Annotated in this window: 11 protein-coding genes; 6 read left to right on the plus strand and 5 right to left on the minus strand. The window is 70.2% G+C overall.

Annotated elements, in window-relative coordinates:
• Positions 1–7: 7 nt before the first annotated feature.
• Together EP757_RS21175 and EP757_RS21180 are read left to right on the plus strand one after the other, a co-directional pair.
• Positions 8–802 (plus strand): aminotransferase class IV, encoded by a 795-nt coding sequence (locus tag EP757_RS21175; protein ID WP_127548611.1) that lies wholly within the window; start codon positions 8–10, stop codon positions 800–802.
• Positions 803–837: 35 nt separating this feature from the next.
• Entirely contained in the window at positions 838–2322 is a 1485-nt protein-coding gene (locus tag EP757_RS21180) for an Ig-like domain-containing protein (RefSeq protein ID WP_127548612.1), read from the plus strand.
• A gap of 2 nt (positions 2323–2324) precedes the next feature.
• Here EP757_RS21180 and ppk2 read toward each other — a convergent pair whose 3' ends face one another.
• Positions 2325–3101: a polyphosphate kinase 2 gene (gene ppk2, locus EP757_RS21185; RefSeq protein ID WP_232050607.1), complete on the minus strand. Its 777-nt coding sequence runs from the start codon at positions 3099–3101 to the stop codon at positions 2325–2327.
• Here ppk2 and EP757_RS21190 point away from each other — a divergent pair.
• The 4 genes from EP757_RS21190 (at position 3100) to EP757_RS21205 (ending at position 7817) form a co-directional block, all read left to right on the plus strand.
• Positions 3100–4326: a sodium:proton antiporter gene (locus EP757_RS21190; protein WP_232050608.1), complete on the plus strand. Its 1227-nt coding sequence runs from the start codon at positions 3100–3102 to the stop codon at positions 4324–4326. The genes ppk2 and EP757_RS21190 overlap by 2 nt on opposite strands.
• 200 nt (positions 4327–4526) lie before the next feature.
• A complete protein-coding gene (locus tag EP757_RS21195) occupies positions 4527–5978 on the plus strand; it encodes an MFS transporter (protein ID WP_127548618.1) in 1452 nt (483 codons plus the stop codon).
• 41 nt (positions 5979–6019) lie between these two features.
• Positions 6020–6607 carry a TetR/AcrR family transcriptional regulator gene (locus EP757_RS21200; protein ID WP_127548620.1) on the plus strand — a complete coding sequence of 196 codons (588 nt, stop codon included), beginning with the start codon at positions 6020–6022 and terminating at the stop codon, positions 6605–6607.
• 658 nt (positions 6608–7265) lie between these two features.
• Positions 7266–7817: a CAP domain-containing protein gene (locus EP757_RS21205; RefSeq protein ID WP_232050609.1), complete on the plus strand. Its 552-nt coding sequence runs from the start codon at positions 7266–7268 to the stop codon at positions 7815–7817.
• 308 nt (positions 7818–8125) lie between these two features.
• Here the strand turns inward: EP757_RS21205 and EP757_RS21210 are convergent, their stop codons facing one another.
• Genes EP757_RS21210 through EP757_RS21225 form a run of 4 tightly spaced genes read right to left on the minus strand, consistent with a single transcriptional unit; the run spans position 8126 to position 12590 of the window.
• Positions 8126–8506: a hypothetical protein gene (locus tag EP757_RS21210; protein ID WP_174262549.1), complete on the minus strand. Its 381-nt coding sequence runs from the start codon at positions 8504–8506 to the stop codon at positions 8126–8128.
• Between the two features lie 49 nt (positions 8507–8555).
• Positions 8556–11234: an AAA family ATPase gene (locus EP757_RS21215; protein ID WP_127548624.1), complete on the minus strand. Its 2679-nt coding sequence runs from the start codon at positions 11232–11234 to the stop codon at positions 8556–8558.
• Between the two features lie 26 nt (positions 11235–11260).
• Positions 11261–12163, minus strand: coding sequence for a DMT family transporter (locus EP757_RS21220; protein WP_174262428.1), 903 nt, complete (start codon positions 12161–12163; stop codon positions 11261–11263).
• Positions 12164–12206: 43 nt separating this feature from the next.
• Entirely contained in the window at positions 12207–12590 is a 384-nt protein-coding gene (locus EP757_RS21225) for an HPF/RaiA family ribosome-associated protein (RefSeq protein WP_127548626.1), read from the minus strand.
• Positions 12591–12667: the final 77 nt, after the last annotated feature.

Here is a 12667-nt window from a genome sequence, read left to right on the forward strand (position 1 = left end):
TCATCCGGTGACTCTCATCGAGATCAATGGTGCGGAGGCCTCGCCCGAGGTCCTTCATCGGGCCGCTACCTGGAACTATGGGCACTACACGTCGATGCAGGTCCGGAACCGTGCGGTGGCCGGCCTCGACGATCACCTGCGCCGGTTGCACGCCGGTTCCGCGACACTGTTCCCGTCGGCGCTGTCCGGCGCCCCGACCTCCGCCGAGATGACCGGATACATCCGTCAGGCGCTGCGCGACCTCACCGACGCCTCGGTACGCGTCGCCGTCCTGCCGCGCCGGGATCTGCTGTCAGTGGACGTCATGGTGTCGGTCTCCGAGCCGGTCCCGGACACCGACCGGGCGCCGCTGCGGGTGCGGGGCATCACCTACGAACGGGAGCTCCCGCATCTCAAGCACATGGCGACGATGGGCTTGACCTACCACGTGCTGGCCGCGCGGGCGGACGGGTTCGACGACGTGCTGTTCTCCGGGCGCGACGGGTTCGTCCGCGAGGGCTCGGTCTGGAACGCCGTCTTCCTCGACGATGACGGCCTGGTCTGGCCGTCGGCGCCGATGCTGGAGGGCATCACCATGCAGGTCCTCCAGCGGTCCCTGGCCGCCCTCGGCATCCCGTCGTCGACGCGCCCGCTGTCCCGGGCAGACGTGGCGGCCATGCGCGGGGCGGCCGCCACCAACTCCCACAACCCGGCCCAGCCGATCGCCGCGATCGACGACACGGCCTTCCCCGCGACCGGCGAGCTGACGACCCTGCTACGCCGGGCCTGGGAGCACGTGACCTGGACTCCTCTGATCGACTAGAGTGCGGACGCTAGTCGATCTTGGGGGGAGTTCGGGTGGGACGTTCGAAGTGGCTGCGGGCCGCGTTCAGCACGGTGGCGGCCGGGTGCCTGATCTGCGCGACGGCCGGGCCGGCGGCAGCCGGTGAGGTGGCGCCGGACGTCACCGCGCCCGTGTTCAGCTCGACCGGGCTGGTCGAGGGGCAGCTGTTCCCGGCGTATCGCAGCTTCGAGCCGATCGTGACCGATGCCGTCGGGGTGACCCGGGTGGACATCGCCGTGGACGGCATCCCGGCGTCGTCGCCCGACCGTCCCTCCTGCCGGATGGGGACCTCGGCGGCCACCGCGGGCCGGGTGGCGTGCCGGGTACTCACCTGGGACCTGCCGGACGACAGCGACATGGTCATCCGGCTCACCGCCTGGGACGCGGCCGGGAATCACACCACCGCCGTCACCACGGTCCACGTCGACCGGGTCCGGCCGGTAGCAGCCGTGTCGCCGGCGGCCGGGACCGCGATGACCAGCCGGGACCTGCGGATCACGCTGAACGGGGTGTCGCCGGACGTCGTGCGGACGACGATGCTGGAGGGTTACCCGGGAAAGGTGCTCTCCACCCGTACCGGGGCGCCCTGGGCCTTTGATTGGAAAGCGACCGGCGACGTCGCCGCGCCCGTCTTCGAGCTCACCGACCGCGCGGGCAACGTCACGTATCTCGACTCCCGCTACATCGTCGACGACGACGCGCCGGTGATCGAGCGCATCGACGGCGACCTGGGGAACCGGAATCTGGAGCGGGGCGGCGGCTGGGTCGGAGGCTCCGCCACGCTGACGGCCACCGTCGACGACAAGTCCGGCGTCGCCCGGAGCGAATGGCGGGTGAACGGCGTCCTCACCTCCACCGAGCCGGTGTTCGCCTGGAACGCCAAGGCGGTTCCGGCCGCCACCGCCAAGGTCGAGCTGCGGGTCTGGGACCGGACCGGGCACACCGCCGCTAGGTCGTTCGTGGTGAACATCGACAAGTCCGGCCCGAAGGTCACCGTCTACCCGGCGGAACGAGCCCTGATCCGGGGCAAGACCTTCGTCACCTCGATCAAAGCGAGTGACCCGCACGGTGTCGTGCTCACCAGCCTGCAGGGCCCGCAGAACCAGATCAATCCGGCCGTGAAGGTCACCCTCAACGCCGGCAAGGACGGGTCGCGCAAACTGGTGTGGATCGCCGCGGACGGCTACTACAACTACACCACCGTCACCCGCACGGTGATCGTCGACAACACGGCGCCGTCGGTCGCCTACAAGAAGGCGCCGAAGAACAAGGCGAAGCTGACGAAGAAGACGACGCTGACCGCCACGGCAGCCGACCGTAACGGTGTCGCACGCGTCCAGCTCCTGGTCAACGGCAAGGTCGTCGCGACCGACACGAAGGCCGGTTACAGCTTCACGCTGAACCCCAAGAAGTACGGCAAGAAGTTCACCGTGCAGCTGCGCGCCTACGACAAGGCGGGCAACGTGAAGGTCAGCGCGAAGCGCACCTACCGTCGCTGAGGTCAGAACGGGGTCGGGATCTGGCGTACCGGGATCTGCGGATCCTCGTAGCCGTGCGGCTTCTGGCGCTTGGGGAGCGTCACATCACGCTTCGCCAGAGGCTTGTACGGCACCGAGCCCAGCAAGTGCGTGATCACATTCAACCGGCCGCGCTTCTTGTCGTCGGTGTGAGCGACGAACCAGGGCGCCCACGCCGTATCGGTGGCCTGGAACATGTCGTCGCGGGCGCGTGAGTAGTCGAACCAGCGGCTGTACGACTTCAGATCCAGATCGGACAGTTTCCACACCTTGCGCGGATCGTGGATCCGGCTCTCCAGGCGGCGGGTCTGCTCCTCGGGGCTGACCTCCAGCCAGTATTTGAGCAGGATGATGCCCGAGTTCACCATCGACCGCTCCACCTCGGGAACCGCCCGGAGGAACTCTTTGGCCTGGTCGTCGGTGCAGTACCCCATGACGCGCTCCACGCCGGCCCGGTTGTACCAGCTCCGGTCGAAGATCACGACGTCGCCGGCGGCCGGCAGGTGGCCGATGTACCGCTGGATGAACATCTGTGACCGCTCCCGATCGGTCGGCGCCGGCAGCGCCACGACCCGGAACGTCCGCGGACTCACCCGCTCGGTGATCGCCTTGATCACGCCGCCTTTGCCGGCCGTGTCCCGGCCCTCGAAGACGATGCAGACCTTGGCGCCGCTCTCCTTCACCCACTCCTGAAGGGCGACCAGCTCGCCGTGGAGGCGGCGCAGCTCGTGCTGGTACTCCTTCTCCTTCATGCGTGCCATGGCCGACACGGTCCCGCATCCGGACGCGGTTTCCCTCACCCGCCCGGGATGGTTTCCCGGCCGCCGAGCCGTGGTCCGATCGATCATGACTTCGGGCGCCCTCGTGCTGATCACCTTCGCGGTGTTCGCCTGGGGCGTGTTCTCCGGCCGCCTCGAACGGTACGACGTGACCGCGCCGATGGCGTTCGTGCTGGTCGGCCTCGCCCTCGGAGGCTTCGCCGGCAGCCACCTCGAAGCCGACTCCGAAGCCGTGACGGCGCTGACCGAAGCCACCCTCGTCTGGGTGCTCTTCTCCGACGCGTCCCGGGTCGGACTGCGCGAACTGCGGCACGACGCCGGGGTCTTCGTACGACTGCTCGCCCTGGGTCTGCCCCTGACCGTCGCGGCGGGATCCTTCGCGGCATGGTGGCTGCTCGACCTGCCCGATCCGTGGCTGGCACTGCTCGCCGGGGCCGCGCTCGCACCCACCGACGCCGCGCTCGGATCCGTCGTCGTCACCAACCCGGCGGTCCCGTCCCGGATCCGGCGCATCCTCAACGTGGAGAGCGGCCTCAACGACGGCATCGTCACGCCGATCGTGATGTTCGCGGTCTTCTCGTCCGCCACGCACGGTGTCCTCCCGGCCGTCCTGCAGTTGGCGGGAGGTGCGGTGATCGGAGCGGCTCTGGGGGCCGGCGGCGGGCGATTGCTGCGCACGGCGCAAGCTCGCGGATGGGCTGATCAAGGCTTCGCCGGCCCGGCCGTCGTCGCTCTGGCTCTTCTGGCGTACGGCGGTTCGACCGTCCTGCACGCGAACGGGTTCGTCGCCGCTTTCGTGGCGGGCCTGGCGTTCGGCCACGTGGTGCCTTTCGTGGAACAGACCGCGGCGCTCGCGTCCCTGCTGGTCTGGACACTCTTCGGCGCCATCGCAGTCCCGCTGCTGCCCTCGCTGCTCAGCCCCGCGATGATCCTGTACGCCCTGCTCAGCCTCACCGTGATCCGCATGGCGCCGGTGGCGATCAGCCTCATCGGCGCGCAATTCGACACCCGGACCGTGCTGTTCATCGGCTGGTTCGGCCCGCGCGGCCTCGCGTCGATCGTGTTCGCCCTACTCGCCATCGAGGAACTGGGCCCGTCAGCGTCCCCGGTCGTGGCAGTGATCGTGCTGACCGTGCTGCTCAGCGTCGTGGCGCACGGCTTGTCGGCCCGGCCGCTGGCCCTCCAGTACCCGAAGTCCTCCGTATAGCGGGGCTCTTCCCGCTGTGATCCATGGCTGTGTCGAGGCCGCCCGGACAGCAATGAGTCACAGCCACTCCAAGCTGTTCGGTGCGGACGGGCTCAGCCACGACATCGCCCGCGCGGTCGCCCTGTGGCACCCGAACTCCGGCACCGATGGTGAGGGATTGAACACGTGAAACTTTACCGACTGGTCGGTACAGTTCCAGCATGACCTTGACCGCCCCACCGGTGTATTCGAAGGCCCGCCGCTGGTCCGCCCTCGGCGTGCTGTCGGCGGCGGTCCTTCTCCTCTCGATCGACGGGACGGTTCTCGCGCTCGCGGTGCCGTCCCTGACCGAGAGCCTGTCCCCGACCGCCGAGCAGATCATCTGGATCGGTGACATCTACTCGCTCGCGCTGGCCGGCCTGCTCGCCCTGATGGGCAACCTCGCCGACCGGATCGGCCGCAAACGCATCCTGCTCGCCGGATCGGTGCTGTTCGGCGCGGTGTCCCTGGTCGCCGCGTTCGCGACCAGCGCCGAGGAGCTGATCGCGGCCCGGCTGCTGCTCGGCGTCGCCGGCGCCACCCTGATGCCGTCGACGCTCTCGCTGATCCGCAACCTCTTCACCGACGCGGCCGAGCGCACCCGGGCCATCGCGGTCTGGTCGGCGGCGTTCGGCGCGGGTTCCGCAGCCGGCCCGATGATCGGCGGATTCCTGCTCGAACACTTCTGGTGGGGCTCGGTCTTCCTGATCAACGTGCCGGTCATGGTCGTCGTGGTCGTCTCCGGGCTCTTCCTGCTGCCCGAGTCCCGCGACCCGAGTCCCGGCCGGTTCGACTGGCCGTCGGCGGCCCTGTCGATGCTCGCGATCGTCCCGGTCGTCTACGCGATCACGCACGTGTCCGCTTTCTATCTCGCGCCGCTCGGCTTCCTGGCCGGCTATCTCTTCGTACGCCGGCAGCGCCAGCTCGAGAACCCCATGCTCGATGTGTCGCTCTTCCGCAGCGGCGCCTTCTCCGGGGCCGTCGCCGCCAACGTCATCTCCATCTTCGCGCTCGTCGGACTGCTCTTCTTCTTCTCGCAATACCTCCAGTTCGCACGCGGTTTCACCCCTCTGCAGGCCGGCCTCGCCGAACTCCCCGCCACCCTCGCCTCGATCGTCGTGGTCGCGCTGGTCGGCTGGGCGATCACCCGCCTGGGCCGGGGCCGCGCGATCGCCGTCTCCCTCGCGGTCGCGGCGGCGGGTCTCGCTCTGGTGGCGCCTGCGGCAGGCCAGTCCTCGTACGTCTGGCTCGCGCTCTGCCTCGTACCGGTAGGACTAGGGGTCGGCCTGTCGATGACACTGGCCGGGGACGCCATCATCTCGGCGGCGCCACCCCGCAAGGCCGGCTCGGTCTCGGCCGTCACCGAGACCGCGAACGAGCTGGGCGTGGTCCTCGGGATCGCCGTCCTCGGTTCGCTGCTGACCGCCGTCTACCGGTCGTCACTGGTTCTTCCCGACTCGGCGCCCTCCTCGGCTCACGACTCGCTGGGCGCGGCGCTGCAGGTCCTCGACCCGTCGCTGGCATCCGTCGCCAAGGACGCCTTCGTGACCGCGATGCAGACGACGTCGCTGGTGGCGGCCGCGTTCACGGCGCTGGCGGCCGTGGTGGCGTGGAAGCTGATCCCGTCTCGATAGTCTCGTGTCGTTTCTTTCGTTTCGCTGGCCTTGGGGGACAAATGGGGCGAACTGCCGGGCGGTCACCGTCGGACACCCGACGTGCGGTCCTGGAGGCGGCCGGCGAGGTCATCCGCACCCGCGGCCTGCACGCCTCCCTCGACGACATCGCCCGCCACGCCGGCGTCTCCAAGGGCGGGCTGATCTACCACTTCGCGAGCAAGGACGAACTGCTCCTGGAGTTGGCCCGCGACCTGATCGCCCGCTTCCGCACCGACGTACTGAGCCGCCTCGACCCTCACGACACCGCGCCCGGCCGGTTCACCCGCGCCTACATCCGGGCGCTGCTGGCACCACCGGAGGACGAGGCGGCCGTCCGTCGCTCGATCGCCCTCACCAGCCAGTTGTCCACGGTCCCGGCCGTGGCAGCGCTGGTCGACGCCGACACCGAACAGCTCAACGAGGAACTCCTGGCGGACGGCCTCCCCCTCGACGTCATGACGCTGGTGACGGCCGCAGCCGACGGCGTGAGCAGCGCCCCGATGTGGGGAGCTGCGGTCGACACCCCGGAACACCGCGAGCTGGAGAAGCGCCTGATCCACCTGACCCACAACCCGTCCCTCTGGCAGTCGGCCCCCTGGCCCGAATAGCACTCCCGCGTCCCGCCTGCACGCCCGATTCGCCGCTCTCCGATACCGGCCGAATCTTGGAGCGGCTGTGACTGATGACTGTGCGGCGGGCTTCGGCACAGCTATGGGTCACGGCTCGGGGTGGTCGGCTGTGACTGATGGCTGTGCGGCGGGCCCCGTCACAGCCATGCACCACAGCTGCCCTGGTCGGCTGTGACTCATGGCTGTCCGGCGGGCCTTGCGGCAGCCATGAGTCACAGCCGGGGTTGGCACTCTCCGAAACCGACCAGATCTTGAAGCGGCTGTGACCCATGGCTGTCCGGTCGGCCCCGACACACCCATAGATCACAGCCAGCGCCGGCCGGCTGTGACCCATGGCTGTGCGGCGGGCCTTACGGCAGCCACGAGTCACAGCCGGGGTTGGCACTCTCCGAAACCGACCAGATCTTGGAGCGGCTGTGACTGATGGCTGTCCGCCCGGCCTCAACACACCCATAGATCACAGCTCGGGGTGGTCGGCTGTGACTCATGGCTGTGCGGCGGGGTTTGCGGCAGCCGTGGGTCGCAGCCGGGGTTGGCAACCGGTTCGCGACGATCACGCACCGGCATGGTGATCCGGCAGGCGTGTGGTGGGTCGAATGGAACGGTGTAGGCACGGGACATCGTCGAAAGGGACCTCTTGCGCAACGTTCTTCGCCGCTTCGCCCTGGCCGCCGCTCTCATCGCCCCGGCCGCTCTCGGCCTCGCCACGATGACCGCCGGATCCGCTCAGGCCGCGCCGGTGAAGACCGTCACCAGTGCCACGGCCAAGACCAGTGCCACGGCCAAGACCGGTGCCGCCACGGCCGGTGAGACCGTTCTGCAGACCGAGATCAACCGGCTCATCAACGTCGAGCGCACCAGCCGCGGCTGTGCCGCGCTCAAGACCGACGCCAAGCTGACGACCGCTGCCCGTGGGCACAGTGCGTGGATGGCGCAGACCGGCGCGTTCTCGCACACCGGGCGTGGCAACTCGAACTTCGTCGCCCGCAGCAAGGCCGCCGGCTACACGAAGCCGTCGGCGGAGAACATCGCCTGGGGCTACCGCACCGCCAAGCAGGTCGTCGACGGCTGGATGAAGAGCCCCGGCCACCGCACCAACATCCTCAACTGCAAGTCGACCACCGTCGGCGTCGGCGCGGTCTTCTCCGCCAACGGCACCCCGTACTACACCCAGGACTTCGGTTACTGAAGGTCCTGAAGCAAGACCAGCGATGCCCCAGCCGATCCCCCTGCGGCTGGGGCATCGCTGTGTTCGCATCTCTCGATGTGGGAAACCGCCTCGTCGCCGGAGGAGACGGGGAGAAGCGTGGGTGACGAGTCACGCATCGATGAGGAGAGAGACATGCGGAATTGGCAGGACATCGCCGAGCTCGTCATACCCGGATACGGTCGGCTCCGGGATCGAGAACACGCCCGCTACCGGACCACCAGGGAGAGCGCCGCCCGCTCCCGCCGGCGGGAGGATCAACGGTTGACGCGTGGTGGCGACACGCCAGGCTAGTTCGGGGTGAAGAGGCCCTGCAGCCCGACGATGATCGCGATCACTCCGAAGACGGCCAGCAGCAGGGAGCTGCCGGCCAGCACACCGGCGCCGTTCGAGGTCAGGGCGCGGCGGCCGGTGAGCCGGTCCCAGAGGAGGATCACGCCGACGGCGATGCCCACCACCTCGAAGTGGAAGAGGTGGGGGCCGGACACCAGGTGCACGATCAGGTAGTAGCCTCCGGCGATCAACGCCAGCACACCCACCAGCCAGGCCCAGGGCGCGATCTTGTCGGTGAACCGGCCGAGGGGGTCGCCGACCTTGGGCAGGCTGCGGAGGAGCGGGACTGCCAGGAGCAGTCCGCCGAGGATGTTGGCGATGTCGAGCAGCAGGGCCATCACGGTGGGAGCGTACCCACGGGGATCTTCGCAGCAAACCATCGACCGACTATGTCGACTTGAGGACCCGAGCCAGTTCGGTACGGGAGCGGATCCCGAGCTTCGGGTAGATCCGGGAGAGATGCGTGGTGACCGTGCGCGGCGACAGGAACAGCCGTTCGCTGATCTCCTGATTGCTCAGGCCCTCGGCCGCCAGTCTCGCGATCTGCGTCTCCTGAGGGGTCAGCCCGGTCGTGGCCTCGGCCGGCTTGCGCAGCGACTCACCGGAGGCGCGCAGTTCGGCCCGGGACCGGTCGGCCCAGGCCGTGGCGCCGAGCGCGTCGAACGTCGCGGCGGCGGCCCGCAGCAGCGGCCGGGATTCGGCGGGACGGCGCCGGCGGCGCAGCCACGTGCCGTACGCATGCTGCCGTCTCGCCTGCTCGAAGGACCAGCCGGTCAGATCCTCGGCGACCGCCTTCTCCCAGGCCTCGGCGCTGTCGGCCAGAACCGCCTGCGCGTAGCCGAGTCCGACCCGCAGCGCGGCATGCCCGGACTGCTCGGCGACCGGGATCAGATCCTGCACGATCCGGCCCAGCGCCGCGGTGGCCCCGCAGCCGGCGGCGGCCTCGGCCAGGTGACCGACGAAGTACAGCCCGGTGCCGAGGTGCGACGCGTCGTCCGCCGGGTCGTACACCCGCCGCAGCTCGGCGAACGCCTCGGCCGGCCGCCCGGCCGCGAGCGCCGCGAAACCGCGGATCTGCCGGACGCCGGCGAGCAGCGGATTACGCCCGAGCTGCATCAGCACCGCCTCGGTGGCGGCGGCTCGTTCCTCGGCCTCGGCGAGGTCGCCGCGCAGCGCCGCCGCCGCGCCGGCGGTCGTCCACGCGGTCGGCACCCAGTTGCGGTGGCCGTTGCGGACGGCGAACGCCTCGCTCTCCGGCAGCAGCGGCGTCGCGGTCCGGACGTCACCCAGGTAGACGGCGTGCGACGCGTACACGATCTGCGCCCGGTAGAGGACGCCGAGGCGGCCCTGCGCGCGCAACCCGATCACCGACGCGGCGTCGAACTCGACGGCCATCGGCAGGTCGCCGACCGTCGCCGCGCCGAGGCCGAGCTGGTAGGTGGTGTACGGGTCGGTCCGGGAGGCGACCCGCAACTCACGGAACCGCCGGCGGCACTCGGCTCCCCGGCTGATCGGTGCGATCAGGGCGAGCTGGGCCAGAAGCAGCGGGTCGTCGGACACCGCCATCACTTGATCGATCGCGGCCACCAGGCGTGCCACGACGGCCGGGTCCGGCTCCGAGAAATACGTCCGCAGAGCGACCATGTCGAGCAGGTGCGCTGCCCGCCCGGTGTCCCCGGCAGCAGCGAGGGCCTCGATCGACGCGGCCAGGGTGATCAGCCGGTCGCTGCCTGACCATCGGTTGCCGTGCAGCATCTCGAGGAGGAAATCGTACGCCGCCCGATCCGCCGGGGTCAGCTCATGCGGCCGGATCTCGCCGAGCAGCCGGCTGTTCGCCACGTCGTCGCCCTGCTCGGACGCCATGTCCACGGCGGCGAGCAGCCGGGTGCCGCGGGCCGCGGGATCCTCGCTGAGCCGTGCGGCCTGCTCGAAAGCGGTCATCGCTATACCGGCGGCCTGCCGGCGCCCGGCCCGGATCGCGGTGTCCGCCAGTTCCCGGGCCAGTTCCTCGTCGGGGCCGTTCGCCGCGGCCGCCCGATGCCAGAGGCAGCGTTCCGGGTTGTCGGCGAGGATCCGGGCGAGCGCCGCGTGCACCCGCCGGCGCTGCACCAGCGTCACCGACTGGGAGAGCGCGGACCGCAGTAGCGGATGCCGGAACCGCACCCGCATCTGCTCGTCCATGTGCACCAGGCGCGTCGCGATGGCCGGGTCGATGTCCTCGTGGCGGACCGTGCGCGGCTCCACGAGCCGGCAGGCGCGGACGATCTCGTCCAGTTCGTCGCCGTCGTCCAGCGCCGCGACCAGCAGCAACGACCGAGTCACCGGGGGCAGTTCGGCGACCAGGCCGGCGAACGTGCGCTCCAGGCGCTCGCTCAGCGGCACCCGGTTGGGCAGCAGCACCGAGGGGCCGGACCGGGCGGCGGCCTCACCGAGCTCGACGATGCCGAGCGGGTTGCCCTGGGCGGCCTCCAGCACCTGGTCGGCGACGGACGGCGCCAGCTCCGGCGCCACCCGGCGCAGTAGTTCGGCGGCGGCGCCGGCGTCCAGCGGCTCCAGCCGTACCTCCGGAAGTCCCGCACCGGCGAGCCGGCGGCTGACGTCCCGGCCGTCCCGCGCGGTCAGCAGCATCGCCGCTCGCTCGGCGGTCAGACGGCGGGCCGCGAACGCGAGCGACTCCCAGCTGGCATCGTCGAGCCACTGCAGGTCCTCGACGGTGATCAGCACCGGGGTGCCGAGCCCGGTCAGGACGTCGAGCAGCGCTGTCGCGGCGCGGAACGGCAGGGTGTCCGGGGATCCGAGGATCCCGCCGGCGGCGCCGGCCAGGTCGGGCGACGCGCGCAACAGGCGATGCAGGCCCGCGTACGGGATGTGCACCTCGGCCTGGACCCCGGCCGTCTCGAGCACACGCAGTCCCCGATCGGCGGCCCGGGCGTGCGCGTCCGCGAGCAGCGTCGACTTGCCGATCCCGGCCTCGCCGCGCAGCACCAGGGCGCTGCCGTCACCGGTCGCGGCGGCGTCCAGCAGAGCCGCCAGAGCATTGATTTCCGATCGGCGGCCCAGGATCACCCCGCCATCCTAATAACGTGGATCTATCAGCGCCTCCGCCGCCAGGTCAGACCCCGGGACACGGCGACGCCGGCCAGGCAGAGGACGCCACCGGCCAGGGTGAGCCAGCCCGGCACCTCGCCGAGCAGTAGCCAGGAGAGCAGTACGACGACGGCCGGCACCGCGTACGTCGTCGAGCCCATCTTCCCGGCCGTCGTGCGGGCCAGCGCGTACGCCCACGTCGTGAACGCGATGGCGGTCGGGAACACACCGAGATAGACCACGTTGAGGGTGGCGCTCAGCGGGGCGTCCGCCACGTCGCTGATCAGCCGTGCAGCGAACGGCAGGCAGGCGGCGGCGCCGATCGCGCAGCCGAACGTGGTGGCCTGCAACGCCGTCGCGTGCCGCAGGGCCGGTTTCTGTGCCACGACGCCGGACGCGTACGTGATCGCCGCGACCAGGCAGAGCAGCACGCCGAGAACCGGGGCCTGCCCGCCGCCGGACATCGACAGGCCGACCACGACCGTCCCGGCGAACGAGACGGCGATCCCGGCCAGCAGGCGCGGCGGGAAGCCCTCGCCGAGGAACACGCCCGCGAGCAGGGCCATGACGGCCGGGCCGACGTTCACCACGAGAGCGGCGGTGCCGGCGTCGACGAGTTCCTCGCCCCAGTTCAGCGCGACCATGTAGAGGCCGAACCAGAGCACGCCGGAGATCACGATCCCCGGCCACGCGGCCTTCGGCGGCAGACCCTGGCGTCGTACGACCAGGAAGATCAGCAGCACGATCGTGCCGGTCAGCAGCCGGCCCAGCGCGAGTGAGCCGGGGGAGAAGTACGGCGCGGCCGCCCGGATCCCGACGAACGCGGACGCCCACAGGACGACCGTGACGGAAGCGGCGGCCACCGCACTGCCGGGAATGCCGACGGACCGCTCGGACAAGACGCTCATGCTCGCAGTCAATCTTGTCCGGCGGCCCGTTGACTAGCGGGAATCAGACCTCCAGTTCGTCGCCCGGCACCACGGGGACGTCACGCAGGTGCCGGTTGTGCCGCGGCTCCTGCTTGGTCTTCGAGTCGTTGAGCTTCCGCCGCAGGTCGTCGCGGGCGTCCATGACCGCCGCGTGCAGGTCTTCCTCGTCCGAGGTCGTGACGATCTCCGGGCGGCCGGCGATCCGGCAGATGAGCGAGACGTGCTGGCCCTTCGCGCCCCGGTCCTTCACCGACAGCTCCAGGTCGGTGGCGTCCTCGTGGAAACCAGCGAGCCTGGCGTCAAGCGTGCTGAACAGGTCCGCGATCCACATCCGGTCACCCTGGCTGAACCCGGCGCCCAGGCGCAGGCACTGCTCGACAGTGGCCGGGTTGGCGACAGCACTCATCAGAACTCCTCGATCCGGCGAAACAGGACGTATTCCTCGTACCCCGGAAGATCCGGTTCTTAACCGGCCTTCGCGGA

It is taken from the genome of Actinoplanes sp. OR16 (assembly GCF_004001265.1).
In the GTDB taxonomy this organism is placed as follows: Bacteria; Actinomycetota; Actinomycetes; order Mycobacteriales; family Micromonosporaceae; genus Actinoplanes.